Annotated in this window: 28 protein-coding genes and 3 pseudogenes; 8 read left to right on the top strand and 23 right to left on the bottom strand. The window is 49.4% G+C overall.

Annotated elements, in window-relative coordinates; genetic code table 11:
- The first annotated feature begins 125 nt into the window (after window positions 1–125).
- The 3 genes from A31E_RS12930 to dgcQ all read left to right on the top strand — a co-directional run bounded on the left by A31E_RS12930 (window position 126) and on the right by dgcQ (window position 3,191).
- Window positions 126–1,043 (top strand): DUF808 domain-containing protein, encoded by a 918-nt coding sequence (locus tag A31E_RS12930; protein ID WP_016248838.1) that lies wholly within the window; start codon window positions 126–128, stop codon window positions 1,041–1,043.
- Window positions 1,044–1,121: 78 nt separating this feature from the next.
- Window positions 1,122–1,304, top strand: a complete 183-nt coding sequence (locus A31E_RS12935) for a YodC family protein (RefSeq protein WP_000011632.1) — start codon at window positions 1,122–1,124, stop codon at window positions 1,302–1,304.
- A gap of 192 nt (window positions 1,305–1,496) precedes the next feature.
- Window positions 1,497–3,191 carry a cellulose biosynthesis regulator diguanylate cyclase DgcQ gene (dgcQ, locus tag A31E_RS12940; RefSeq protein ID WP_016248837.1) on the top strand — a complete coding sequence of 565 codons (1,695 nt, stop codon included), beginning with the start codon at window positions 1,497–1,499 and terminating at the stop codon, window positions 3,189–3,191.
- Here the strand turns inward: dgcQ and A31E_RS12945 are convergent.
- Together A31E_RS12945 and yodD are read right to left on the bottom strand one after the other, a co-directional pair.
- Complete coding sequence (locus tag A31E_RS12945; RefSeq protein WP_001516579.1) at window positions 3,188–4,003, bottom strand: mannosyl-3-phosphoglycerate phosphatase-related protein; 816 nt, start codon at window positions 4,001–4,003, stop codon at window positions 3,188–3,190. The genes dgcQ and A31E_RS12945 overlap by 4 nt on opposite strands.
- Window positions 4,004–4,299: 296 nt before the next feature.
- Entirely contained in the window at window positions 4,300–4,527 is a 228-nt protein-coding gene (gene yodD, locus A31E_RS12950) for a peroxide/acid resistance protein YodD (RefSeq protein ID WP_001516578.1), read from the bottom strand.
- 162 nt (window positions 4,528–4,689) lie between these two features.
- Here yodD and dsrB point away from each other — a divergent pair, with 162 nt between their 5' ends.
- Window positions 4,690–4,878 carry a protein DsrB gene (gene dsrB / locus A31E_RS12955; protein WP_000867217.1) on the top strand — a complete coding sequence of 63 codons (189 nt, stop codon included), beginning with the start codon at window positions 4,690–4,692 and terminating at the stop codon, window positions 4,876–4,878.
- A 43-nt stretch (window positions 4,879–4,921) separates the two neighbouring features.
- Here the strand turns inward: dsrB and rcsA are convergent, their stop codons facing one another.
- The 14 genes from rcsA to fliF all read right to left on the bottom strand — a co-directional run bounded on the left by rcsA (window position 4,922) and on the right by fliF (window position 16,286).
- Complete coding sequence (gene rcsA, locus A31E_RS12960; RefSeq protein WP_000103995.1) at window positions 4,922–5,545, bottom strand: transcriptional regulator RcsA; 624 nt, start codon at window positions 5,543–5,545, stop codon at window positions 4,922–4,924.
- Window positions 5,546–5,834: 289 nt separating this feature from the next.
- The gene (fliR, locus tag A31E_RS12965; protein WP_001516577.1) at window positions 5,835–6,620 is read right to left on the bottom strand and encodes a flagellar biosynthetic protein FliR; all 786 of its coding nucleotides are present in this window, start codon (window positions 6,618–6,620) and stop codon (window positions 5,835–5,837) included.
- 8 nt (window positions 6,621–6,628) lie between these two features.
- A complete protein-coding gene (fliQ, locus tag A31E_RS12970) occupies window positions 6,629–6,898 on the bottom strand; it encodes a flagellar biosynthesis protein FliQ (RefSeq protein WP_000187358.1) in 270 nt (89 codons plus the stop codon).
- 10 nt (window positions 6,899–6,908) lie between these two features.
- Complete coding sequence (gene fliP, locus A31E_RS12975; RefSeq protein ID WP_001253435.1) at window positions 6,909–7,646, bottom strand: flagellar type III secretion system pore protein FliP; 738 nt, start codon at window positions 7,644–7,646, stop codon at window positions 6,909–6,911.
- Complete coding sequence (gene fliO / locus A31E_RS12980; RefSeq protein ID WP_001516576.1) at window positions 7,646–8,011, bottom strand: flagellar biosynthetic protein FliO; 366 nt, start codon at window positions 8,009–8,011, stop codon at window positions 7,646–7,648. Before fliO ends, fliP begins: the two co-directional genes overlap by 1 nt.
- 2 nt (window positions 8,012–8,013) lie before the next feature.
- Complete coding sequence (gene fliN / locus A31E_RS12985) at window positions 8,014–8,427, bottom strand: flagellar motor switch protein FliN (protein ID WP_001281690.1); 414 nt, start codon at window positions 8,425–8,427, stop codon at window positions 8,014–8,016.
- Window positions 8,424–9,428 carry a flagellar motor switch protein FliM gene (gene fliM / locus A31E_RS12990; RefSeq protein ID WP_001516574.1) on the bottom strand — a complete coding sequence of 335 codons (1,005 nt, stop codon included), beginning with the start codon at window positions 9,426–9,428 and terminating at the stop codon, window positions 8,424–8,426. The genes fliN and fliM overlap by 4 nt, the downstream gene beginning before the upstream one ends.
- A 4-nt stretch (window positions 9,429–9,432) precedes the next feature.
- Window positions 9,433–9,897, bottom strand: a complete 465-nt coding sequence (fliL, locus tag A31E_RS12995) for a flagellar basal body-associated protein FliL (protein ID WP_000133098.1) — start codon at window positions 9,895–9,897, stop codon at window positions 9,433–9,435.
- 104 nt (window positions 9,898–10,001) lie between these two features.
- Complete coding sequence (locus A31E_RS13000; protein ID WP_016248836.1) at window positions 10,002–11,129, bottom strand: flagellar hook-length control protein FliK; 1,128 nt, start codon at window positions 11,127–11,129, stop codon at window positions 10,002–10,004.
- The gene (fliJ, locus tag A31E_RS13005) at window positions 11,126–11,569 is read right to left on the bottom strand and encodes a flagellar export protein FliJ (RefSeq protein WP_000807573.1); all 444 of its coding nucleotides are present in this window, start codon (window positions 11,567–11,569) and stop codon (window positions 11,126–11,128) included. The genes A31E_RS13000 and fliJ overlap by 4 nt, the downstream gene beginning before the upstream one ends.
- Window positions 11,570–11,587: 18 nt before the next feature.
- Complete coding sequence (gene fliI, locus A31E_RS13010) at window positions 11,588–12,961, bottom strand: flagellar protein export ATPase FliI (RefSeq protein WP_016248835.1); 1,374 nt, start codon at window positions 12,959–12,961, stop codon at window positions 11,588–11,590.
- Window positions 12,961–13,647 carry a flagellar assembly protein FliH gene (gene fliH, locus A31E_RS13015; RefSeq protein WP_016248834.1) on the bottom strand — a complete coding sequence of 229 codons (687 nt, stop codon included), beginning with the start codon at window positions 13,645–13,647 and terminating at the stop codon, window positions 12,961–12,963. The genes fliI and fliH overlap by 1 nt, the downstream gene beginning before the upstream one ends.
- Complete coding sequence (gene fliG, locus A31E_RS13020) at window positions 13,640–14,635, bottom strand: flagellar motor switch protein FliG (RefSeq protein ID WP_016248833.1); 996 nt, start codon at window positions 14,633–14,635, stop codon at window positions 13,640–13,642. Before fliG ends, fliH begins: the two co-directional genes overlap by 8 nt.
- Window positions 14,628–16,286 carry a flagellar basal-body MS-ring/collar protein FliF gene (gene fliF / locus A31E_RS13025; protein WP_000994476.1) on the bottom strand — a complete coding sequence of 553 codons (1,659 nt, stop codon included), beginning with the start codon at window positions 16,284–16,286 and terminating at the stop codon, window positions 14,628–14,630. The genes fliG and fliF overlap by 8 nt, the downstream gene beginning before the upstream one ends.
- A gap of 214 nt (window positions 16,287–16,500) precedes the next feature.
- Here fliF and fliE point away from each other — a divergent pair, with 214 nt between their 5' ends.
- Window positions 16,501–16,815, top strand: coding sequence for a flagellar hook-basal body complex protein FliE (gene fliE, locus A31E_RS13030; protein WP_001274304.1), 315 nt, complete (start codon window positions 16,501–16,503; stop codon window positions 16,813–16,815).
- Window positions 16,816–16,832: 17 nt separating this feature from the next.
- On the opposite strand, the pseudogene A31E_RS13035 reads toward fliE, so the two are convergent.
- The 5 genes and pseudogenes from A31E_RS13035 to A31E_RS26435 form a co-directional block, all read right to left on the bottom strand.
- Window positions 16,833–18,136: pseudogene (locus A31E_RS13035) on the bottom strand (tyrosine-type recombinase/integrase).
- 45 nt (window positions 18,137–18,181) lie between these two features.
- Window positions 18,182–18,427: an excisionase family protein gene (locus tag A31E_RS13040; protein WP_000005726.1), complete on the bottom strand. Its 246-nt coding sequence runs from the start codon at window positions 18,425–18,427 to the stop codon at window positions 18,182–18,184.
- Between the two features lie 75 nt (window positions 18,428–18,502).
- Window positions 18,503–18,847, bottom strand: coding sequence for a hypothetical protein (locus A31E_RS13045; RefSeq protein ID WP_016248831.1), 345 nt, complete (start codon window positions 18,845–18,847; stop codon window positions 18,503–18,505).
- 64 nt (window positions 18,848–18,911) lie between these two features.
- Window positions 18,912–19,226 (bottom strand): hypothetical protein, encoded by a 315-nt coding sequence (locus A31E_RS13050; protein ID WP_016248830.1) that lies wholly within the window; start codon window positions 19,224–19,226, stop codon window positions 18,912–18,914.
- A gap of 32 nt (window positions 19,227–19,258) precedes the next feature.
- Window positions 19,259–19,390, bottom strand: a pseudogene (locus A31E_RS26435) (DNA repair protein); the annotation flags it as partial.
- Window positions 19,391–19,610: 220 nt separating this feature from the next.
- Between A31E_RS26435 and A31E_RS13055 the strand changes: the two are divergent.
- On the top strand, window positions 19,611–20,312 hold the full coding sequence (locus A31E_RS13055) for a hypothetical protein (protein WP_016248829.1): 702 nt from the start codon (window positions 19,611–19,613) through the stop codon (window positions 20,310–20,312).
- Window positions 20,313–20,503: 191 nt separating this feature from the next.
- Here A31E_RS13055 and A31E_RS24240 read toward each other — a convergent pair whose 3' ends face one another.
- Complete coding sequence (locus A31E_RS24240) at window positions 20,504–20,638, bottom strand: DNA polymerase III subunit theta (protein ID WP_071990834.1); 135 nt, start codon at window positions 20,636–20,638, stop codon at window positions 20,504–20,506.
- A 15-nt stretch (window positions 20,639–20,653) separates the two neighbouring features.
- A protein-coding gene (locus A31E_RS13060) for an IS3 family transposase (RefSeq protein WP_105265740.1) occupies window positions 20,654–21,828 on the bottom strand; the annotation gives its coding sequence in 2 pieces (ribosomal slippage) (window positions 20,654–21,570 and window positions 21,570–21,828; 1,176 coding nt in all).
- A gap of 62 nt (window positions 21,829–21,890) precedes the next feature.
- Here A31E_RS13060 and A31E_RS13070 point away from each other — a divergent pair.
- Window positions 21,891–22,097 (top strand): hypothetical protein, encoded by a 207-nt coding sequence (locus A31E_RS13070; RefSeq protein WP_016248827.1) that lies wholly within the window; start codon window positions 21,891–21,893, stop codon window positions 22,095–22,097.
- Window positions 22,098–23,158: 1,061 nt separating this feature from the next.
- Window positions 23,159–23,961: pseudogene (locus A31E_RS26230) on the top strand (hypothetical protein); the annotation flags it as partial.

Below are 23,961 nucleotides of genomic sequence, written 5' to 3'. Positions count from 1 at the left end.
ATCATTTCACTGGCGAGAGATATAATCGTAATTGATTGTTAATAAAATGTTGACTTGTGAAGCAAGTATCAGACAAGCCGATTTTGCTTCATACTTAGCACCGTCAACAATAAAAATGAGAGGGAATGCTTTTGGCCGGGAGTAGTTTATTGACGTTGCTCGATGATATCGCCACTTTGCTGGACGATATCTCCGTGATGGGCAAGCTGGCGGCGAAGAAAACCGCTGGTGTATTAGGGGATGACTTGTCGCTTAATGCGCAACAAGTTTCAGGTGTGCGTGCCAACCGGGAATTACCCGTGGTCTGGGGCGTGGCGAAGGGATCGCTCATCAACAAAGTGATTCTGGTGCCGTTGGCGCTGATCATCAGTGCGTTTATCCCGTGGGCGATTACACCGCTGTTGATGATTGGCGGTGCATTTCTCTGCTTTGAAGGGGTAGAGAAGGTGCTGCATATGCTGGAGGCGCGTAAGCATAAAGAGGATCCGGCACAGAGTCAGCAGCGTCTGGAAAAACTGGCAGCGCAGGATCCGCTGAAGTTCGAAAAGGACAAAATAAAAGGGGCGATTCGTACCGATTTTATTTTGTCTGCGGAAATTGTCGCTATCACGCTGGGGATTGTGGCGGAAGCGCCGTTGCTTAATCAGGTGCTGGTACTTTCAGGGATCGCACTGGTGGTTACCGTGGGCGTCTACGGTCTGGTGGGGGTCATCGTTAAGATTGATGATCTGGGTTACTGGCTGGCGGAAAAATCCAGTACGGTTATACAGGCGCTGGGCAAGGGGTTATTGATTATCGCGCCCTGGCTGATGAAAGCGTTATCGATCGTCGGCACGCTGGCGATGTTTCTCGTCGGTGGTGGCATTGTGGTACATGGTATTGCGCCGCTGCATCATGCTATTGAACATTTCTCCGGGCAGCAGAGTGCGCTGGTGGCGATGATATTACCGACTGTTTTAAATCTGATTCTTGGTTTTATCATCGGTAGCATCGTCGTATTGGCAGTGAAAGCAGTAGCGAAAATGCGCGGTCAGGTACATTAATATTCTCACTGGCTGGTATGCAAAATTCGCCATTCTCGACTAAGGTGAACAAGTTTCACTCGAAAAAAGGAGGCGAGTATGAGCTTTGTGGTGAGTGAGGAAGTAACGGTTAAAGAGGGCGGCCCGCGGATGATTGTTACCGGGTATTCCAGCGGCATGGTTGAGTGTCGCTGGTATGACGGTTACGGCGTCAAACGGGAAGCCTTTCATGAAACTGAGCTTGTTCCGGGGGAGAAGAGTCGTTCATCGGAAGAAGTTTAAAAGCGTATAATTAACACCAGGGCAGATAAGGCGTTCACGCCGCATCTGGCGATTGTGCCAGCGTTGGCATTGAAAGCCTGATGTGACGCTGGCGCGTCTTATCATGCCTCGTTATAAAAATATTGTTGTTTGGCGGTACGCTATTGCCAGGTTATGCCAGAATCATAAGAAAGCAGGTTGGGAGTTGTCAGGGTGCTGCACGAGACAGAAATGGAAAACCAGAGCTGGCTGAAAAAACTCGCGCGCCGCCTGGGGCCTGGTCATGTCGTTAATCTCTGCTTTATTGTGGTGTTGATCTTCTCAACTTTACTCACATGGCGTGAAGTCGTCGTACTGGAAGATGCCTATATTTCAAGTCAGCGTAACCATCTGGAAAATGTTGCCAACGCGCTTGATAAACAACTGCAATATAACGTTGATAAGTTATTATTTTTGCGTAACGGGATGCGCGAAGCCCTCGTTGCGCCGCTCGATTTCACCTCTCTGCGCAATGCCGTTACCGAGTTCGAACAACGTCGCGATGAACATGCCTGGCAGATAGAACTCAACAGACGACGTACCCTGCCGGTAAATGGCGTCTCTGATGCGTTAGTCAGCGAGGGGGATCTGCTTTCTCGCGAAAATGAATCCCTGGACAACGAAATTACCGCCGCGCTGGAAGTCGGTTACTTGCTGCGACTGGCGCACAACTCCTCGTCGATGGTTGAACAGGCGATGTATGTCTCGCGCGCCGGATTTTACGTTTCTACGCAGCCGACGCTGTTTATGCGAAGTGTGCCCGGGCGTTACTACGAATTTGTCACCCAACCCTGGTTTATCGGTCATTCACAACGAGAAAACCGCCAACGTGCGGTGCGTTGGTTTACCTCTCAGCATGACCATAACAATGTTACTGAACCACAAGTCACTGTAAGCGTGCCGGTTGACAGCAATAATTACTGGTATGGCGTGCTGGGAATGAGTATTCCCGTGCGTTCAATGCAGCAATTTTTACAAAATGCTATCGATAAAAATCTCGACGGTGAATATCAACTCTACGACAGTAAACTGAAATTATTGACCTCTTCCAACCCGGAGAATCCTACCGAAGATCTCTTTGATCCTCGCGAACTGGCATCACTTGCGCAGGCCATTGAACACGATACGCGCGGTGGAATCCGGATGAACAGTCGCTATGTTAGCTGGGAACGGCTGGATCATTTTGACGGGGTATTAGTGCGAATCCATACGCTTAGCGAAGGTGTGCGTGGTGATTTCGGCAGTATCAGCATTGCATTAACCCTGTTGTGGGCGCTCTTCACAACCATGTTACTTATCTCCTGGTATGTGATTCGCCAGATGGTCAGCAATATGTTTGTCCTGCAAAGCTCGTTGCAATGGCAGGCGTGGCACGACACTTTAACCCGCCTGTATAACCGTGGCGCACTGTTCGAAAAAGCGCGTCCGCTGGCCAAAATGTGCCAGACACACAAACATCCTTTTTCTGTCATTCAGGTCGACCTTGACCATTTTAAAGCGATTAATGACCGCTTTGGTCACCAGGCGGGCGACCGTGTGTTGTCACATGCTGCCGGATTAATTAGTCGTTCATTACGACCCCAGTATGTTGCCGGACGGGTTGGTGGTGAGGAGTTTTGTGTGATTCTGCCTGGCGCCAGCCTGGAGCAGGCAAAAGAAGTTGCCGAACATATTCGTCTGAAGCTGAATGAAAAAGAGATGTTGATTGCCAAGAGCAAGACTATCCGCATCAGTGCTTCATTGGGGGTGAGCAGCAGTGAAGAAACCGGTGATTATGATTTTGAACAATTGCAATCGCTGGCCGATCGTCGGCTGTATCTCGCTAAACAAGCAGGACGTAATCGGGTCTGCGCCAGTGATACCCCTTAACGGACGGTAAAAAAGTGATCCAACCCCTCGCGCCAGCCATCAGGACCTTCTCGCTGCGTTCGCCAGACACGAGGCGGATCCTCATTTTGCAGATGAATGCCTTCCCGGTTTAGCCCTTTCACAATGACCGCGTAATCCATCACTTCCAGTAATGGCGCGTCATTTGGACCATCGCCTAAGCCAAGCGTCGTCGGACGTTCTCCGCCTGATTGTTGATATGCCGCGATGATCCAGTTGGCGGCCTGATCTTTTCCGGCAGAGGCGTCCAACACATGCCAGAAGCGAGCGCCCTGGACAAACTGCAACCCTAACTCGTTCAGGCGAGCGGTAAATTGCGTCATTTGCTCGTTACTGTCGCGCCAGATGAGCGTGACCGAGGCTTCATGCAATTGCGTCAGCGCCGCCTGGCTACGGCTTAATCCAGTCCATTCAGCAATGGTTGTCTCATCGACATCATCAAAAGTGGTGAATTTGAAATGTTCTTTCTCGCGTAACGTATTCAACACCAGACTGATTTCACTATGGGCAATACCCGAGATGATACGGGGGAAACCATCTATATCTTGCCATTGATGATCCAGTTGGATCACCGCTCCGTTTTCGGCAATCAGCGGCAACCCTTGCAGACCCAGGATTTTTTGCAAGTACAGCATTTCCGCCGACGTTTTACTGCTGCAGAGAATCACTGGAACGTCTGCTTCTCGTAAACGGTTTAGCCAGGGAGCGGCAGGCTGCCAGTCATAGCTATGACTGTCCAACAGGGTGCCATCGAGATCGGTGAAAATCAGCAGTGGTTGTTGAATTGAAAGCATGGTAGCGCATACTCCCTTTACCAGGATGTTTCTCAAAATAGCACGATTTGTATTTGATCATTTTTTGGGAGCGATCCCGCCCGTAGCAGAGGCCATAAGGGGTGACGAAAGTCACAATTTCATTCATTAGTGATATTAATCATTCATGCAAAGAATATTTCCTTGTCAGCGAAAAAAATTGCAGATAAGGTGATGAACACATCAGATTTCCTGGTGTAACGAATTTTTTAAGTGCTTCTTGCTTAAGCAAGTTTGATCCCGACCCCCACAAGGGCCGGGATTTTTTTATGTCGCATTTAGCGGTTTACTTCCGAGACGCTAAAGTCATGAATATCCAGTTCAAAGGCATCCGCTAATTCACGCCATGTATGGTATTCACGACCATCGATACTGACGTGTTCTGAATCACTCTGGCTGCGATGAACTTCGCTTTCGCTAATTTCATTGATCGCCGCCAGCAGGGCATCGACATCGACGCTGACCTCACGTTTTGCGGTATCGCTGTACTCTTTTGCGGTTTTCATCATCTTTCCTCGCAACCGTTACTCATTTGATGCTGCTGACCGTGATGCACGCCTGGCATCTTTTAAGTATAGACCGTCGAGAAAATCAGCACTCGCGCTCATCCGGCGCTGCCAGCAAAAAGAAATTGTTCTACACTGGCACAAAGCCACAGGAGGAAAATGATGAAGGTGAATGATCGGGTAACAGTCAAAACGGATGGCGGTCCGCGTCGTCCTGGCGTGGTACTGGCAGTTGAGGAGTTTAGTGAAGGCACAATGTACCTGGTTTCGCTGGAAGACTACCCGCTCGGCATCTGGTTCTTTAATGAGGCAGGGCATCAGGACGGTATCTTTGTGGAGAAAGCAGAGTAATTTCATTCAGCCTGACTGGTGGGAAACCACCAGTCAGAATGTGTTAGCGCATGTTGACAAAAATACCATTAGTCACATTATCCGTCAGTCGGACGACATGATAGATAACCTGTTTATTATGCGTTTTGATCTTACGTTTAATATTGCCTTTATGCGATGAAACGGTCTTGGCTTTGATATTCATTTGGTCGGAGATCTGAATGGTTCCCTGACCAGCCATCCACATTCGCAACATACTCGATTCGGTTCGACTCAATGATAACGTCGGCATATTTAAAACAGTGGCCATTGTTGTCTCTTTTTTCAGAATATCGCCAAGGATATCATCGAGAGATTCCGGTTTAATTGATTTAGAACTAATCAATAAATTTTTTCTGACCAACAGATATTCATCAAAATGAACATTGGCAATTGCCATAAAAACGATAAATAACGTATTGGGATGTTGATTAATGATGTGCTTGATACGCTGACTGTTAGAAGCATCGTGGATAAAACAGTCCTCATTAATAAACACCACTGAAGGGCGCTGTGAATCACAAGCGATGGCAAGGTCATCAACGGTTTCGATGTCGTTGATTTCTCTTTTTTTAACCCCTCTACTCAACAGATACCCGGTCAAACCTAGCCGGGTGTAACTACATAAATCCATAATAATCGTTGACATGGCATACCCTCACTCAATGCGTAACGATAATTCCCCTTACCTGAATATTTCATCATGACTAAACGGAACAACAAGCATCACCTAATGCGGCACTCTCGCGATTTTTCAGGCGGACTTACTATCCCGTAAAGTTCTTTATAATTTGCCTGGAATTGTCTTAAAGTAAAGTAAATGTTGTGATATGTGAGTGAGACTAAAATAAATATTGCGCCAGCGGAGTATCCTGGAAGATGTAGCCTGATTTTATTTTTCGGATAATCCTTAGGATAACACGATAAACATTACGGAATCATATTGCTGGAAATTCGCTAATAATATCGGCAAGCAAATTAAAAATTTCACTGAATAAATGTTCGCAAAACGGAGCAATTAACGGCATTAATGCTGCCATTAATGAAATACCGACCGTCAGAGTTAATGGAAAACCGATAACGAAAATTGATAATTGCGGAGCCATTCGATTAAGTAATCCCAGCGCCAGATTCAGTGTCAGCAGCAGGGTAATAATCGGTAATGCCAGCATCAATCCGTTGAGAAAAATTAAACTTCCTGCTTTGGTGAGCGCCAGAAACGCATTGTTGTTAAGCGGCTCGCCCCCAATAGGCAGAGTGTGAAACGTATCGACCAGCAGCGAAATCAACCATAAATGGCCGTTAAATGTCAGGAACAACAGCAGAGCCAGCATATCCATAATACGCGCCAGAACGGGCATATTAAGATGGCTGCCTGGATCGACGAATGTCGCAAATGAAAGCCCCATTTGCAGACCGATAATTTCTCCAGCAGTTCGCACAGCGGCAAAGGCAAATTGCATGGTAAACCCAAGGGCAATGCCAATCAGGATTTGCTGCACCGCCAGCCACAGGGCATGGAACGAAAAAACGGGAACATCGTTGGCTGGTAATGCCGGGGCAATAGCGAAAGTGATCATCATCGCGAGTCCCAGTTTCACCCGTTTCGGTATACTACGTTCGCTTAAAATGGGCGCGGTGGAGATCAGCGCCAGCACGCGCAGCAATGGCCAGAAATACAGACTTAACCAGGAAAGCCATTGTTCGCTTGTTACCTGCAACATAGCACGCGCTACCCGATGATATACGGCAGGTTAGTGAACAAGGTGCGGACGTAATCCAGCAACAGGTTGAGCATCCACGGCCCGGCAATAATAATGGCGATAAATACGGCGATGATTTTCGGAATAAACGATAGCGTCATTTCGTTAATCTGCGTGGCAGCCTGCAAAATGCTGATAATAAGGCCAGTCACCAGCGCCACCAGTAGCAGCGGGGCGGCCAGCGCCAGAGCGACTTTCATCGCTTCCGTCCCCATCATCATGACCGATTCAGGTGTCATTTTGCCCTCTCTAACTATAAAAGCTCTGCGCCAGCGAACCGACCAGCAATTGCCAGCCATCCACCAGCACAAACAGCATCAGTTTAAATGGTAGAGCAATGGTCGCGGGGGGCACCATCATCATCCCCAACGCCATCAACACGCTGGCGATCACCAGGTCGATAATCAGGAAAGGAATGAAAATCGTGAAGCCTATCTGGAATGCGGTTTTCAGCTCGCTGGTCACATAGGCCGGTAGCAAAATGCGCATCGGCACGGCTTCCGGTCCCGGCAAGGGGCTGGTATTTGCCAGTCTGGCAAACAACCCTAAATCTGCCTCGCGGGTCTGACGCAGCATAAACTCACGCAGCGGTTGCGCCCCTTTTTCCAGCGCCTCCTGCATTGAGATTTTCTCTTCGCTGAATGGCTGGTACGCATCGACATAAATTTTGTCGATAACCGGTGACATAATAAAAAAGGTCAAAAACAGCGCCAGTCCCAGCAATACCTGGTTGGGCGGGGCGGAGGGGGTTCCCAGCGCGTTACGCAGTAAACCAAAAACGATGATGATGCGAGTGAAACTGGTCATCATCAGTAAAATCGCCGGAATAAACGTCAGCGAGGTGATGAACACCAGCGTCTGCACCGGAAGCGACCAGCTTTGTCCTCCGCCAGGCAGCGGTTGGCTGGTGATGCCAGGCAGTTGCGCAAAGGCGAGGGGGCTGACCAGCCAGAGAAGAGCAGGAGCGACAGATAACAGACGACGCATCAGGATCTCCCGTTACGCTTGAGCAAATTTTTCATTAGCGACTGGAAATCGGCCTGTGGCATCTCTTCCGTTGGCGCAGAAGGGGGAAGTTTATGCAACAGATTGATTTGCCCTGCGGTGACGCCGAGTACCAGTCGTGCATCTTCCACATCGATCACCACTACCCGCTCGCGCGCGCCAAGTGAAGCGCTGGCGCTGACTCTTAACCCGCGGGCGTCGCTGCGTTTGGCGGCAAATCCCAGCCGTTTCACCAGCCATGCTGCAGTGAGAATCAGGACAATAATGGCAATTAATGCGCCACTCACCTGCAGGAGCGGCGCGGTGGAAACCGGCGTGGTTGGTTGCACGGTGGCGTGGTTATTCATCACTAACGGCTCAGGCGGCGCATCCGCTCAGACGGGGTAATGATATCGGTGATCCGCACGCCATATTTATCGGCAACGACCACAACTTCGCCCTGGGCGATTAAATAGCCATTGATCAGAATATCCAGCGGTTCGCCAGCCAGACCGTCCAGCGCCACCACTGATCCTTGCGTCAGGCGCAACAGCTCTTTGATAGTCATTCGTGTGCGACCCAGTTCGACGGTCAGTTTGACCGGAATATCCATAATCAGGTCGATATCCTGCAATGTTCCACTGACGTCGCCGCCACCAAGCTGTTGGAACACCGCCTCAGTGGCGCTTTTGCCGCTGGTTGATTTTTGTTCGCTCAACGCTTCAGCCCACAGATCGTCCATTGCGCCGTTGTTGTCATCGGCCGGATTATTCAAGTCACTCATTTGGGCTGTTCCTCGTTCAGAGAATTCAAAATCGGGTTAATCAAATGTTCTATCCGTAACGCATACTGGCCATTGATGGTGCCGTACTGGCTGGTCAGCACCGGAACGCCGTCAACGTGCGCGATGATACGATCGGGTTTTTCTATCGGCAGGACATCGCCGGGTTTCAGTTTCAAAATCTGCGACAGGCGCAGCGAAATATCGGCAAAGTTGGCGATCAACTCCAGTTGTGAATGCTGTACCTGACGCACCAGATTATCGCGCCAGTTCTGATCTTCATTACGCGAGTTTTCCAGTGGCGGGTTAACCAACAATTCCCGCAGCGGCTCGATCATGCTGAATGGCAGGCAGATATTAAATTCACCGGTCAGGTTGCCAATTTCGACATGAAAAGGCGTATTAACCACAATGTCGTTTGGTGAGGTGGTGATATTGGTAAATTTCACCTGCATTTCCGAACGTACATACTCGACTTCCAGCGGATTAATCGCCTTCCAGGCGTCGCTATAGCCTTCAAGCGCCAGCTTTAACATGCGGTTGATGACGCGCTGTTCGGTATGGGTAAACTCGCGACCTTCCACTTTGGTAGGGAACCGACCATCGCCGCCAAACAGGTTATCCACGGCAATAAATACCAGGCTTGGCGAGAACACCACCAGTCCTGTGCCGCGCAGCGGTTTCAGGTGGATAAGGTTAAGGTTGGTCGGCACCGGCAGGTTGCGGGCAAATTCATGATATGGCTGGATACGGATCGCCCCGACGGTGATGTCCGGGCTACGACGCAGCAGGTTAAACAGCCCCATGCGGAAATGTCGGGCAAAACGTTCATTAATGATTTCCAGTGCCTGCAAACGTTCGCGCACAACCCGTCGTTGCGTATTGGGATCGTAAGGCCGAATGTCATTGTCGCTGGTCACGCCGGAAGTCGGTTCGTCTTTGACCTCGCTGTCGCCATTCAACAGTGCATCAATTTCAGCTTGAGAAAGAATACTATCGCCCATGTCGTTATCGCAGAATAAAAGCGGTATACAGCACGTCGGTGACATCCTGTTTCGGTTGCCCGGCAACAAGCGGGGTGGAGAGTATGGCTTTAATCGCGGCAATCAGCTTTTGCTTGCCTTCTTCGGTTGCCAGCACGGCGGCATCCTGACGCGAAAACAGTAACAGCAAGCGACTACGGACTTCCGGCAAATACTCGCTCAGGCGCGAACGGGTGGTTTCATCTTTTAGTCGCAGAGTAATACCGATATAAAGCACACGATCCGCATCGCCCAGGTTGACCGTAAAAGTGTCCAGTGCGTAGAAGACCGGTGAGGGCATGACATGTTGCTGCGCATTGTCGTCAGTCGCCGCCTGATGCGAGTGCCAGTAGCTGTACCCCGCGCTGGCGCAGGCCGCGAGAGTAATGAATACCAGAATCGGGAACCAAAGCGATCGCTTGCTTTTCTTGCTTATCGCGTAATCAGTCATGTGTTGCGGTCTTCCTGTGTCGCTACTGCTTATCGGCTAATTATCCTGTGTCTTGATCGCGACAAAGCGGGGAAAAGACGCAGATTAAGGGGTTACCTCTGACGTTAGGCGAAAATATCAACGCCACTGTTGCCTGCTACACGCCCTCGTAAAGAGGCAGAAATTGGCAGTGCATCGTCATCTTCGCCAGCCTGGCGTTCATGGTTTATTGTGCGCTGGCCTTGCTGTTGCTGAGACGCCGCCTGTTGCTGACCGCTAGAACTTTCGCCGCTGATATTGCTCTGCCCCAACTGAATACCGCTTTCTGCCAGTTGTGTACGCAGTACCGGAAGAGCCGCTTCCAGGGCGGCGCGCACGTGCTGATGCGGCGAAACCATCTGGATTTGCGCCTGGTTGTCATCCACTTTGAGGGAGATGTGCACTTCACCTAAATCCTGCGGGTGCAAACGCAATTCAGCGCTTTGTTGCCCCTGACGGGTAAACAGTGAAATATGTTGGCTTAAGGATTGTTGCCATTCATGGGAACTCAGCGGGGCACTCAAAACAGGCGCTGCGACGGTGGGCAGAGGCTGCGTCTGGTGTGGAGTGATTAGCGGGCTGGCAGCAGCAGTCACTGGCGAAGGTGTGCTGATGACTTCCGCTTTGCTCTGGGCTTCAGCTACCAGCGGTGTTAATGGCTGGACTGACGCTTCAGCGGTGTCGCCAGGCTGTGCTGTTGTGCGTTGCGCAGAAGTCAGTTTTGTGGGGTGTGCTGGCTTTTCTGTCGGTAACACGGTTGATGGTGTGTCAGTTACTTTGGGCGTATTGTCAAAACCCGGCAACATTGCGAAAAGGGCGCTCAGGCTGGCCGCGGCGTCTTCATTAAGATCATCCGCTTTTTCGTCTTTTGCCGTGTCTTTGTCTGGCACTGCAGCCAGCGTAATCGCCTGAGCGGTGATTAATGGTGTTGATGTGGATTGTTCGTCGTTGATGACGGGCTGTGTTCCATCCACAGAGATCCGTAAATCTGGTTGTTGCGCGTCGTTCTGAATATCGCTGACCAGCGGCTCGACTTTGATGACAAGTTTATCTGTCGCCACCAACAATGGGGGCGTAGATTTGTTGTTTGTTGTCTCGCCTGCTAATGCTCCGCTCAACAAAACGAGAAAATCTTGTGCGCTATCGGTGGCTTTACCGCCGGACAGCGTGGTGGTGTCAACGTCAGCGGTAATCAAGGGCGCTAAGCGAATCATTCTGGTTTCCTCATGGCGGCGCGCTGGGCAAACTCATCCATCTTTTTCTGGTCGAGGCGGTTTTCTGCTAACAGTGCCGCCGTGGATTGCCGTTCCTGCAGTGTCTGCCAGGCCTGCAAACGTTGTTTCTTTTCCCGCCAGTTATTCAGGGCAACATCAACTTTCTGTGTCCACTGTGTAAGTTGCTGGTGGTGCTGAGTAATGGCTTTTTCCAGCGTCTGGATAAATTGCTGATAATTAATCCAGCGATTGCTGGTCATTCCTGCACTCATATCGCTATTCAGGTTGTTACGATATTCATTCTGATAATCGATCAGCATTTTGAGTTGCTCTTCTGCCTGCTGGCATCCGCGACGCATTTCACCCAACAGTCGTGCGGCGTTATCCACCTCTTTTTCTGCCAGATCTTTCAGGGTCGCCAGTGCGCCATGTTCTGCCATCTGCTGTTATCTCCTGAGTTATGACACCGTTGGGAAAATGTGCTCCAGCCCCTGGAGAGAGTCTTCCCAGTCCGCGCGTTCAAAAATGCCTTGTTGCAAATAGCCCTCAAGCTGCGGCCATAAGGCGATGGCTTTATCGAGCATGGGATCGCTGCCTTTGGCATAAGCACCAACGCTGACCAGGTCGCGGTTGCGCTGAAAACTCGACAACAACTGTTTGAATGTGCGCACCCGCGCGTAATGTTGCTCGCTGATCAGTGCTGTCATTGCACGGCTGATTGACGCTTCAATATCAATTGCCGGATAGTGTCCGGCTTCCGCCAGACGACGAGACAGTACGATGTGCCCGTCGAGGATCGCCCGCGCGGAGTCGGCAATCGGATCTTGCTGATCATCACCTTCGGTGAGCACGGTATAAAAAGCGGTAATCGAGCCGCCGCCGCTGATGCCGTTTCCGGCACGCTCGACCAATGCCGGTAGTTTGGCGAATACCGATGGAGGATAGCCTTTGGTGGCAGGCGGTTCGCCAATCGCCAGCGCAATTTCACGCTGAGCCATCGCGTAGCGGGTGAGGGAATCCATAATTAGCAACACATGCTGACCCCGATCGCGAAAATCTTCGGCAATGCGCGTGGCATAGGCGGCACCTTGCATTCGCAGGAGCGGAGAAACATCGGCTGGTGCGGCAATCACCACCGAGCGCGCACGCCCTTCAGCACCGAGGATATTCTCAATAAAATCTTTTACTTCGCGTCCACGTTCACCAATTAAACCAACGACAATCACATCTGCACGGGTGTAACGCGCCATCATCCCCAGCAACACACTTTTGCCGACGCCGGAACCGGCAAACAGCCCCATACGCTGCCCGCGTCCGACGGTAAGCAGGGCATTGATTGGACGCACGCCCGTATCCAGCACGTGCTCAATCGGCGTACGTTGCAATGGGTTAAACGGCGGGGTAATTAATGCACCGGTTTCAGTCGTATCGGGAGAGGGCAGACCGTCGAGTGGTTTACCGCTACCGTCCAGAACGCGACCTAACAACGCCGGACCGAGCGGTAATTGCTTGCCGCTTTGCAACCCTTGTGGGGCGATGTTTTTGGCATAAACGCGTGCGCCAGGCAGTACACCTTCCACTTCCTCCAGCGGCATTAAAAACAGCCGTTGACCGTTAAAGCCAACCACTTCGCTTTCCACTTCGTGAGTTTCAGCGCCGTTCTGGCGTTCAATCACACAGGTTGCGCCGAGCGGTAGTTGTAATCCGGTGGCTTCCAGCACCAGCCCGGTGGCGCGGGTTAATCGCCCGTAGCGGCGTACCGCAGGAAGTTGCGCAATTTTGGCTTCAAAGCTATCCAGCGAGGTTAACCAGCGTGTCAGGCGAGTGGTCATCACACCACTCCAGGTGCTGCCAGACGGCAGAGTTCTTGCCAACGGGTGGCGACACTGGCATCGAGATCGCCTTCATCGGCAGAGACTTTACAGCCGCCGGGATGCAGAGTTGGATCGCCGCGCAACCGCCAGCCGTGCAGGCTTAACGTTGCGCCAAGCATCTCATCGACGCGTTGCAGGTCATCCGGATGCACGCGTAACTGTGGTTTGCCGCTGAATAACGGTTCCTGCTGTAGCAACTGCTGGATCTGTTTGATCAGTGCCGGGCTGTCCACCGTGGGCGTCTGACCGATCACCTGACGCGCCGCCTCCAGAGCCATTTGCATCAGCCGCGAAGCTATCACGCTATCCAGCGCGTCAAGGGTGGTCTGGAATTCGCTGACCAGTTGCTGCATCCGCGCATGAATCGGTGCTTGCTGAGATTTCGCCTGCACCAGTCCTTGTTCCAGCCCCTGTGCCAGACCCTCCTGATAGCCTTGTTCATGGCCTGTCTGGCGACCTTCGGCAATCCCCGCCTGATAACCTTGCTCGTGAGCCTGCATTTGCAGTTGTGCCAGTTGTTGTTCAAGGCTGGGTTCGATCTCTTCAGTGACGGTTTCTTCCGGCTCCATCAGCGGCACAAACTCTGCCTGTGGCGGCGCAAGATCGTCAGGCGTCCAGGTTTTCCACGGCAGGTTATCAGACATAGGTGTCCTCGCCGCTGCCAATCACCATCTCGCCGGTTTCGGCAAGACGGCGCACAATCAGCAGAATCGCTTTCTGCTCGTTCTCCACCTGCGACAAACGTACCGGACCACGGTTGGCGAGGTCGTCGCGCAGGATATCGGCGGCGCGTTGCGACATATTGCGCAGGAACTTCTCGCGCAGTGGCTGTTCGGCTCCTTTCAGGGCGATCAGCAGCGATTCGGAATCCACTTCCTGCAACAGACGCTGGATACTGCGATCGTCGACATCCACCAGATTTTCGAACAGGAACATTTCGTCGATGATTTTCTGCGCCAGCTCACCGTCAAATTCACGCACGGCGGTAATAACCGCCTCTTCCTGCTGGGTTTTCATCAGGTTGATAATTTCGGCTGCTGTTCTCACGCCGCCCATTTTGCTGCGTTTGAGATTCTGACCGTCGAGCAGACCATTCAGCACTTCGGTCAGTTCCGCCAGCGCGGCAGGCTGTACACCGCCAAAGGTGGCGATACGCAGCATCACGTCGTGACGCAGACGTTCATCGAACAACGCCAGAATATCGGCGGCCTGGGCGCGCTTCAGATGTACCAGAATGGTGGCGATAATCTGTGGATGTTCATCGCGAATAAGATCGGCGGCACTCTGCGGCTCCATGAAGTTGAGCGTTTCTATGCCGCTGGCGGTGTCGCGGGTTTCGAGAATATCTTCCAGCAGGCTGGCGGCACGCTCTTCGCCCAGCGCTTTCACCAGCACCGAACGCAGATAATCGTTGGCGTTAATATTCAGGGCGGCGAACTGTTCAGCTTCTTGTTCAAACTCCGCCAGCACTTCAGTTAACTGTTTATTGGAGATCTGCGTGACATTTGCCATCGCTGCGCTCAGGGTTTGCACTTCGCGCTGGGAGAGGTGCTTGAACACTTCAGCCGCCCGATCTTCGCCAATGGTCATTAGCAAGATGGCGCTTTTATCGGTGCCTGTCAGGTTACTCATGATCGTTATTTATCCACTGGCGAATGACCAGCGCTACTACGCGCGGATCGTTATCAGACATGTCACGGATACGCTGGCTCATTACTTCCGCTCCCAGACGTTGGTTAGCACGGCGTTGCTGCAATTGTTCGTCTTTGCTGAGGCGTACTTCCACCGCATCTTCCACTTCCTGGCGAGCCTGTGGCTGCTGTTGTACGGCGCTCACCGCCTCGGCGCGGCGTGTTAACTGCGGGCGTACCGCTTTACGCCACAGCAGCCACGCCACCAGTAGCACCAGCAACCAGCGACCGGCAGCCAGCAGTTGATCGATAAACACTTGTTGTTGCCAGAACGGCAGTTCTCCACCGCTTTCGTCACCGCTGTTGAAGGGGGAGTTGACGACATTGAGTGAATCGCCGCGCTTTTCAGAAAAGCCCATCGCCTCGCGGGTCAGATCTTCAATCTGCTTCATCTGTTCGGCGCTCAGTGGCAGCGGTTTACCATCCGGCAGCGTTTTGTAATTCACCACGACGGCGACCGACAAACGTTGCACGTCGCCTACGTTCATTTTGGTATGACGAATAGTGCGATCGACTTCGTAGTTGCTGGTTTCATTACGCTGAGTGCTGCGCGGGCCGCTATTACTGGTGGTGCTTGTTTGTTGCTGACGGTTGTTTTGATTTGCCGGAGGTGTACTGATTGGCGCGTTATTGGCAGGCGCGGGCTGATTCGATAATGCGCCAGGCACGCCGCCAGGGTAACCGGAACCGCTTTGTTCGCTCTCATTCAGTTGACGGGAACGGAGCGCTGCCTGTGACGCATTGCCATTAGGGCGATACTGTTCTTCGGTTTGCTCTTTACTGGCGAAATCCAGTTGTGCCGTCACCTGAGCGTGAATATTGCCGTTGCCGACAACTGGTGACAGGATCGCTTCAATACGCCGCTGAATGCGACCTTCGACATCACTGGCATATTTTAACTGGACGTCATTAAGATCGCGCCCGCTGGTGCTGGACTGGGTTAACAGATGCCCACCCTGATCTACCAGCGTGACGTTACCCGGTGGCAATCCGGCTACCGCACTGGAAACCAGATGCACAATGGCACTGATTTGCCCTTCATCCAGCGCGCGACCAGGTAAAAGATTTACCGTCACTGATGCCGAAGGGGATTTTTGTTCACGGACAAATAAAGACGGTTTCGGCATCGCCAGATGCACGCGCGCTCCTTTTACCGGGCCGATAGTTTCGATGGTACGGGAAAGTTCACCTTCCAGCGCTCGCTGATAATTCACCTGTTCGCTGAACTGGCTGATACCAAACTTTTCCTGATCGAGCAGTTCAAAACCGACCGCGCCGCCTTTAGGCAAGCCTTGCTGTGCCAGACGCAGACGTAGCTCGTGAACTTTATCTGCCGGAACTTCAATCGCGCCGCTGGCTTCGCTGAAGCGGTAAGGAATATTCATTTGTGTCAGTTGGCTGACGATCGCACCGCCATCCTGATCGGAAAGATTGCTGAATAACGTGCGGTAATCAGGGGCTTTTGCCCACAGAATTAACGCGACCATCACTGCAACCGCCGCGGAAGCAGCAACAACCAAAGGTATTTTCGGATTTGCGCGCAGGCGATTAAGCCACTCAAGAGATTTTGTCTGGGCTGCAGTCGCATTCATCGCGCACCTCGTGGCAGATGATAGACAGCGGTATTGGCAAAGTGGAACAAGACGCACTCCCGGGTCAGCAAACTCGAAAAATTAACGGCCTCATTATTTGTGGTTTTATTTTTTTCTATGCGCCAATTAACCCATTTTTTTGTCTCTATTTAGCGCCTTTATCTTATTGACTTACTGGTAGGCTCTGCTACCAAGAATTGTCCGGGAGATGAATATGTCAGCGATACAGGGGATTGAAGGGGTTATCAGCCAGTTACAGGCCACGGCGATGAGTGCGCGTGCGCAGGGGACTCTGCCGCAACCGACCATCAGTTTTGCCGGACAGCTTCATGCTGCGCTCGATCGCATTAGCGATACGCAAACCACCGCCCGCACACAGGCAGAAAAATTTACCCTCGGTGAACCCGGCGTAGCGCTAAACGATGTGATGACCGAGATGCAAAAAGCGTCGGTTTCGATGCAAATGGGGATTCAGGTGCGTAATAAGCTGGTGGCGGCGTATCAGGAAGTGATGTCCATGCAGGTGTAGGTTTTGTAACCTGTTGACTATGCTTGTTTAATTACATCCGATCCCACAGCGTGGGGCATGGATGGGGCAAACTCACTCAATTTCTGGTTTAAAATGGATACCTGATCCTGATTGTTTTCTGCCATCCACGATCCGTAAACGCGATAAACCATCTGAGCATCCGAGTGTCCCATTTGCTTCGCGATGAAGTTAGGGTTAGCTCCAGCGGTCAAAGACCAACATGCATAAGTGTGCCTGGACTGATATGCTTTGCGGTAGCGAATTCCGGCGCGTCGCATTGCAGTTTCCCATGACTGATTAATCGACCCAACTGCATAATGGTACCCGGCAAGGCCATTACGCGTAACGATTTGCGGATTGAAACAAAAGTGCACGGATGCATTTCAGTTCGACCATACTCACGAAGTTTCACTTCAACCTGATACTGCTTACCAAGCCGTGTCATTTCAGCCTGATTCTTAAGCACGTCTATTGCTGGTTGAATAAGGTTGATAACACGGTTTGTTCCCGCTTCGGTTTTAGGAAGAGTGAACTCTTTCGTTAATGTGTGGTTTCTTCTGATCGTCATTGTCCCTGCCTTCAGGTCTATATCCTCCCATGCCAGAGAAACCAACTCCCCGTGGCGAACTCCCGTATACACAGCCAGCGACCACATATTTTTTAATTGCTGATGCTTAAATGCGTTAATCAACCTGACAAACTCATCACGGGTTAACGGATCAGGTTCTGTTCGTGATCTCTTCAGTTGCGAAATGGCTGCAAACGGATTTTCTTTGATGTATCCGCTGTCGGCTGCGAACTGAAACATCCCCGCCATGGTGTTCATGTAGTTATTAACTGTCGGCACGGAACGTCCCTTAATGGGTGTTTTTTGCCCACGTTTCAGAACATGATATCCGGTCAGCAAATCCTTTCGTATGAACAGCAGTTCTTCCTGGGTCACAGCAGATGCAAGTCTGTTGCCTCCGATTCGGGGAACCATATTTCTTACAATGGAGCTGTAACGCCCCATCGCATTGGTACTGATTTCCAGCTTTTTCAGATCCAGCCATTTCTCAGCCAGGTCTGCGACGGTAATTTCCTTACTTTCCGCACCAAATTTTCTCAGGTTGGGAGAGTCCGGAAATTGAGCGGCATAGTCGAAATTACCCGTCTTAATGGAAAAACAAACAGACGCTCGTAGCTCGCCAGCTATTTTCCTGTTTTTTGGTGTATCCGGCACACCGAGACTTTCCCGCACTCGTGTGCCTTTATACATGAACCATATTCGGAGTGATCCGCCATGGTTCTCAACGCCTGTTGGGTATGCTGTCTTAGCCATTGTTCCCTCCTGACGCCCAAGAGCGCATTAAGCATAAACGGTTCTTCATCGACGCGCACCAGGCTGTTTTTTTGACATACTTTCAACCCACTGGTCGATAGCCTTGCGGTTATACATGCATTCGCTGTTTTCTTTTGGAATACCGTCAGGTGCAACATGGAGATATTCACGACCAACAAGCCAGGATTGTTTACGTGCTCTCTCTATGGTTCCTGGGCGTAAACCTGTAATTTCGATCAGTTTTTGCTCTGTCACCCAGTCATTGGGCACAATTAAGTTAACTTCGCTCATTGTTTTCTCCGGTGCTGGAATGAAAGGGGGGGGGTTAACATGCCTCATTGGGTTTGAGGCTGTGTGATTCCATGGTTAGTCCTTGCGTAGTTCGCTAATTCTTCTGTAAGTCTCTGGTGCTTTGTTTCCGTGTATCTTCATTTCAGACTTCAACAGAGCAACGAGGGAATCCCATTCGTTGAGGATGCCTTTGAATGCCGGAACGCGCTTTGCAACCTTGTCGAATGAATCTCTGATTTCTGGAATCTGCTCAACAAGTGCAACGCATCGTCGGAAATCGGCTGCGTCATGTGGAGCGCCGAAGTGATGACCATAGATATTCTTTTTCAGTCCACATGCGATTGAGGCAAGAGTTGCGCTACTGATGCCGACATCGCCAGTCGTTTGCCATTTCAAAATCTTCATAGCCAAATCTGACATTTCTTGTCTCCAATAAAAAACCGCCATCAGGCGGCTTGGTGTTCTTTCAGTTCTTAAATTCGAATCAGCCTTTGGTCACCCAGCATTGTGAGTCACCATTACACGGGCATGAATTAACAGGAACTCTCTCGCCGCACTTACCGCAACGTTTTCTGCTGATCGATTTTATACGCCAGCGCACAAGTGCATCATCCTGGCGGCTCAGTAACGCGATGTACTCACCAAACTCGTAAGGCGCACGCCTGAAGCGACGCGTGGCACAGTTACGCTCCAGCATTTCAATTTCCTGAGCATCAAGTACAAGCTCCAGCTTACGCATACCGGATGATGCTTGCTTGGCTCTCTGATCGGCTTTGCGCTCTGCTGCTGATTTAGCCATTCTGCTTTTCCTGCATCAGGAGAAAGACAATCATGGCGGCGCGGATGCTTCCGATATCTCTTTATGCGATAAGCACATACAAGCAGCGAACCATCAACTGGAGTGAGTGAGGAATCGACCACAAGCAACGCCCCTTGCAATATGCCTTCGCGGTAATGGCTGTCACCCACGGAACAATTTTATCTGCTGACTTTCCACCGTTAACGCGACACAACCTTAATATGCCACAAAGGTTTTTGTTAACGAGCTGCATCTTTTTCTTTTCTGGGTGATGATTGTTTTATAATAAACAAATAACAACATTTATTCTTGTAAAAGTAATAATATCTCTCTGGCGATCGAATTTATTGATCGCATTTCAATTAAACAAATAAGGAGTTTTTTATGCCAAAAATTACCGGTGTTCTAGTGAGCCACCATGTTTTCGATATAAAAAAAGACATGGCTAATGGTTCATTCCCGAAAACATTATTTCCAGGTGCGACATTTCAGATGGTGGTTGACAATGATGTTGTCAATAATAATACGTTGGACTGGAGTGTTGTCACCAATGCGGGAGACAATTCGCTGACTGTAAATCAGGACGGCGTGGTGTCATTTTCAAAAGATATTGATGAAAGCTGCATTGGTAAAACATTTGTTATTTTTGCGAAGGATAAAGCCACAGGGAAATTTGTGTCATCTTATTTAATTAAACCTCATCGCTTCTTTAAGCCTCGTACCGCAACGTCGGACAGATTTGACAATGCATTGTTTTGGATTGAGGATAAAAAAGGGACTGTCCCGGCACGACGCGATATCAATAATGTCCATTTCGATGAACTGACGGGAGAAATGTTTCATGATGTAAAACGTGAAGTGAATTCCGGGCTTTTTCAGGAATGGGGATTTTTACTATTTAGTGGGTGGACTAATCCTGTACATAGTGATATTGGTAGTCTCGAATCAGAAATTTTCACTTTAGAAAATGACAGGATATTTATATCGACAGTCAACTCCCTCCCATACTCCAGAGATCTCCATGATGATATGGACTCCCAGCCTGCACAGGCTGCAGCGTTTTACGGGGAATCTGTTGTTTCCTGATGTTTTAATGAGTTTTTAATAGTCTCCGTCTTTTTAATTTAAAGAGACGGAGATTACCGGCTCTGCAACGCGAAGCTCAGGAACAAAGGTTGTGTCGCGTTAACGGTGGAAAGTCAGCAGATAAAATTGTTCCGTGGGTGACAATCCATCACCCTGAGGATGCTGATATTGCCCCTTGCGCATCATGTGGATTAATTCAACGCCGGCCAGTATCGTAGCCGTTCCATGAAATAGGTGTGCAAGTTCTCCGGTTGCTCACGGGCTACCTGTTCTGCAATTACCGGTATATTCATCCGCTCTTTGTAGGCAACGCCGCTGGCAGCCAGGTCAACGTGTAGTGGTCAACAAAAACTGGCCACCGCTTTAGAGTTTTTCCAGAACAATCGTTCTGATTCATTCGGCGTCAAACCACCATTATATTGATGAGGTCTGAGCTGGCTGTAATATCCTGTGATGTAATTCGTTATTGCCGTGCTGGCTTCGCTAAAATTCGCGTAGCCATTATCCGGTACCCACTCTGTTTTCAGGCTTCTGAAGAACCGTTCCATTGGGCTGTTATCCCAGCAATTTCCCCGGCGACTCAGGCTTTGCTTTATCTGATATCTCCACAGTAACTGTCTGAAATTCCTGCTGGTATAGTGACTGCCTTGAGCCGAGTGATACAGTAAATTAGCCGGTTTCCCCCGTGCTTCCCAGGCCATCGACAGGGCTTTACCTGTCAGTGCGGAATCAGGGAAAAATGACATCGCCCAGCCAATCGGTTTACGGGAAAACAAATCGAGTACAACAGCCAGATAAGCCCAGCGTTTTCCCGTCCAGATATAAGTCACATCACCGCACCAAGCCTGATTAGGCTCGGTAACAGCAAACTGGCGATCCAGATAATTAGGGATCTCAATGTGTTCCTTAGACGCCTTCTTATAACGATGGCCAGGTTGCTGACAGCTGATAATATTGAGCGCTTTCATCAGCTTTGTTGCCCCCCAGCGGCTCAGTTTTATACCTTTGGTGGTGACCATTGCGGCAATGCTTCGCGCTCCTGCTGAACCGTTACTTTCGTGATAAACTTCACGCACAAGGCTCAGTAATGCCACTTTCGTGGCGTCAGGCTTCCTGGGCTGCCGCCAGTATTTATAACTGCTGCGATGAACCCCAAACACGTTGCACACAACGGCAACAGGAAACCGCGCCCTGAGTTTATCAACTAATGAGAATTGTTCAGGGAGTCTGACATCAAGAGCGCGGTAGCCTTTTTTAATATATCCCTTTCCATTTCAACGCGTTGAAGTCTTTTCTTCAACTCACGTATTTCAATCTGCTCAGGTGTCATGGGTGAAGCTATGGGTGATTTTCCCGCTCGCTCTTCTTTCAGTTGTCGAACCCATTTATCCATCGTGGATTTGCCGACATTCATCGCAGTGGCAGCGGCGGCAACGGTGTAATGCTGATCGAGTACAAGCTGGGCAGCCTCGAGGCGAAACTCGGGGCTAAAATTGCGTCTGTTACGTCCGGTCATAATGTCACCTGTTTTGACTATGAGGTGATGATATCACCTCTATTCAGGTGGCCAAATTCACTATGCCACTACATTGTACGTTCTTCATTGCGCGCGAACACACCCAGGCAGAATATCGCTGGATTGAAATGTTCGGGCATGGCAAGCGTATGAATATGCCGTGGTGGGGCGGTTTTGATCCACGTGCATGGGATGTGGCAAGCCTGATGGATTTTGCTGTGCCGGTGGTGGCGTGTCTTCTGGTCTGGATGTTGATTAATCGTGGGTGAAAAAGGTGGCTGTAAATGCAACGGAGGAAGCGGTGCCGCTTCAGGTTGCCAGGAATAAGCACCGAGTTCTGTTAAATCATGTGCAATACGCCAATCGTCCCAGATATTGAGAGGCCTGTAATTCCTGTCATGTAATAATCATTTCTGCGATATGTCGCGGGCACACCATATACACGATCGTACAGTGGTCGGTCAACTTTCTGTATGGTGTGCAGGGGCATTTTAATTTGTTATCGATGCTACCGGTTGATAAATGATCAAAATATTCGTTAGCTGTCTCCTCAACCGTGGTGCATGTTAAGTAGAACTTTTTGCTGCTTACAGTTTAGAAAGGTATCGAATGCCATTAAACCGGGCTATACCTTACTTGATAAGTATGGATGTGGTTGGTGGTGTTTTTTTATAAATTTATCAGTACATGATTCAAAAATGCATAATTATTCGCTTTTGTATGCACCTTTAATATTGAATAGTTGGTTTATTGCGTATGATCTAATGCGAGATAGAAGATGCTGCATTTTTATGTATATAAATGAATAAATATCAACACATTCATATTTTATTTCGATAGGTATATTTTAGCTCTCAATTAATTGAAGGCTAATAACATGAATGGTTATTTATATAATTTTAGTGTGAAATTTGAACGTTATATAGATTTGCTGTGCAACAAAATAGCAATATTTTGAGTGGGAGAGATTTTTTGTTACGCGGGTAATGTGAAGTTTTCTTTATGAGTTTCTGTTTAAAAATCGTTCAAATATGAGAAGTGAAATAACAATGAGTTGTTTTATGAAGTAAATGTGTGTATTTTTTTGATAAAGACACCTTAATTATAAGGTGCGCTAATCATTTTATGTGTATTGATTGTGTTTTTATTAACCTCCGAGTGTAACTTTATTGTTATATCGATTTTTCTTATAATCTTTATCCCTTTTTTGAATATAAGATAATTCTTGAATTTCATAAATCATATAAATAAAATCCCACAGCTTATTTTTAGAGCTCTATTCAATGGTGTTAAATCCTGTCTATCTATCAATTTAAAAGATTGAATGTTTATGAAAAAAATATTCGCAGCCTCTGTTATATTTGCAGTTTCAGCAAATACTTATGCATATAATTCTTATAATGCCGGTGATAATAGCCAGGCAACTGATAGTAATGCGACAGCTATTGGTGCATATGCAAATGCTTCAGGTTCTTCTTCTACAGCAATAGGCGCTGTTTCAAAAACCGAAGGAGCCTATAATACTGCAATTGGTTCATATTCTTCATCTCAAGGTAACTCATCGTCAGCTATTGGCGCAAATGCAAATGTTGTTGGAAATAACTCGGTAGCCATTGGTTCATTTAGTAAAGTAAACGGTGATTCAGCTATAGCAAATGGTGCGGGTAGTGAGGCAGTCGCTAATTCTACAAGTGTAGGTGCTGCGTCTAAAGCAACTGGGGAGAATAGTGTTGCATTTGGCTCTTCCGCCCAGGCGACTGCAGGAGATACATTAGCTATTGGTGTAGGGGCTACATCTACTGCAGAAAATGCTATCTCACTAGGCTCACAGAGTGTAGCCGAACATAATAATAGTGTTGCCATTGGCGGGGGAAGTACAACTGACAGAGAGTATAGTGTATCTTTTGGGACGGGTAACACTAATCGACAATTGACTCATGTTGCCGCAGGTACTGAGGATACTGATGGTGTTAACGTTAAGCAGCTGAAAGATTATACTGGGAATGAGATAGCTAAAAATAATACTGTAATTAATCAAAACATCAGTAATGCCAAGAATGAATCAATGGCATATACAGATCAGCAGGTTACCAAAAATAATGCTGTGATAAATCAGAATATCAATAATGCCAA

This window comes from Escherichia sp. KTE159 (assembly GCF_000408805.1).
Lineage (GTDB): Bacteria > Pseudomonadota > Gammaproteobacteria > Enterobacterales > Enterobacteriaceae > Escherichia > Escherichia marmotae.
This window is presented reverse-complemented; position numbering and strand designations above follow the sequence as displayed.

What these genes read in the sequence shown, in the direction of transcription:
- A31E_RS12930 (WP_016248838.1), top strand. Translation starts at nt 126, where the DNA reads ATGCTTTTGGCCGGGAGTAGTTTATTGACGTTGCTCGATGATATCGCC.
- A31E_RS12935 (WP_000011632.1), top strand. Translation starts at nt 1,122, where the DNA reads ATGAGCTTTGTGGTGAGTGAGGAAGTAACGGTTAAAGAGGGCGGCCCG.
- A31E_RS12945 (WP_001516579.1), bottom strand. Translation starts at nt 4,003, where the DNA reads ATGCTTTCAATTCAACAACCACTGCTGATTTTCACCGATCTCGATGGC.
- yodD (WP_001516578.1), bottom strand. Translation starts at nt 4,527, where the DNA reads ATGAAAACCGCAAAAGAGTACAGCGATACCGCAAAACGTGAGGTCAGC.
- dsrB (WP_000867217.1), top strand. Translation starts at nt 4,690, where the DNA reads ATGAAGGTGAATGATCGGGTAACAGTCAAAACGGATGGCGGTCCGCGT.
- rcsA (WP_000103995.1), bottom strand. Translation starts at nt 5,545, where the DNA reads ATGTCAACGATTATTATGGATTTATGTAGTTACACCCGGCTAGGTTTG.
- fliR (WP_001516577.1), bottom strand. Translation starts at nt 6,620, where the DNA reads ATGTTGCAGGTAACAAGCGAACAATGGCTTTCCTGGTTAAGTCTGTAT.
- fliQ (WP_000187358.1), bottom strand. Translation starts at nt 6,898, where the DNA reads ATGACACCTGAATCGGTCATGATGATGGGGACGGAAGCGATGAAAGTC.
- fliP (WP_001253435.1), bottom strand. Translation starts at nt 7,646, where the DNA reads ATGCGTCGTCTGTTATCTGTCGCTCCTGCTCTTCTCTGGCTGGTCAGC.
- fliO (WP_001516576.1), bottom strand. Translation starts at nt 8,011, where the DNA reads ATGAATAACCACGCCACCGTGCAACCAACCACGCCGGTTTCCACCGCG.
- fliN (WP_001281690.1), bottom strand. Translation starts at nt 8,427, where the DNA reads ATGAGTGACTTGAATAATCCGGCCGATGACAACAACGGCGCAATGGAC.
- fliM (WP_001516574.1), bottom strand. Translation starts at nt 9,428, where the DNA reads ATGGGCGATAGTATTCTTTCTCAAGCTGAAATTGATGCACTGTTGAAT.
- fliL (WP_000133098.1), bottom strand. Translation starts at nt 9,897, where the DNA reads ATGACTGATTACGCGATAAGCAAGAAAAGCAAGCGATCGCTTTGGTTC.
- A31E_RS13000 (WP_016248836.1), bottom strand. Translation starts at nt 11,129, where the DNA reads ATGATTCGCTTAGCGCCCTTGATTACCGCTGACGTTGACACCACCACG.
- fliJ (WP_000807573.1), bottom strand. Translation starts at nt 11,569, where the DNA reads ATGGCAGAACATGGCGCACTGGCGACCCTGAAAGATCTGGCAGAAAAA.
- fliI (WP_016248835.1), bottom strand. Translation starts at nt 12,961, where the DNA reads ATGACCACTCGCCTGACACGCTGGTTAACCTCGCTGGATAGCTTTGAA.
- fliH (WP_016248834.1), bottom strand. Translation starts at nt 13,647, where the DNA reads ATGTCTGATAACCTGCCGTGGAAAACCTGGACGCCTGACGATCTTGCG.
- fliG (WP_016248833.1), bottom strand. Translation starts at nt 14,635, where the DNA reads ATGAGTAACCTGACAGGCACCGATAAAAGCGCCATCTTGCTAATGACC.
- fliF (WP_000994476.1), bottom strand. Translation starts at nt 16,286, where the DNA reads ATGAATGCGACTGCAGCCCAGACAAAATCTCTTGAGTGGCTTAATCGC.
- fliE (WP_001274304.1), top strand. Translation starts at nt 16,501, where the DNA reads ATGTCAGCGATACAGGGGATTGAAGGGGTTATCAGCCAGTTACAGGCC.
- A31E_RS13040 (WP_000005726.1), bottom strand. Translation starts at nt 18,427, where the DNA reads ATGAGCGAAGTTAACTTAATTGTGCCCAATGACTGGGTGACAGAGCAA.
- A31E_RS13045 (WP_016248831.1), bottom strand. Translation starts at nt 18,847, where the DNA reads ATGTCAGATTTGGCTATGAAGATTTTGAAATGGCAAACGACTGGCGAT.
- A31E_RS13050 (WP_016248830.1), bottom strand. Translation starts at nt 19,226, where the DNA reads ATGGCTAAATCAGCAGCAGAGCGCAAAGCCGATCAGAGAGCCAAGCAA.
- A31E_RS13055 (WP_016248829.1), top strand. Translation starts at nt 19,611, where the DNA reads ATGCCAAAAATTACCGGTGTTCTAGTGAGCCACCATGTTTTCGATATA.
- A31E_RS13070 (WP_016248827.1), top strand. Translation starts at nt 21,891, where the DNA reads ATGCCACTACATTGTACGTTCTTCATTGCGCGCGAACACACCCAGGCA.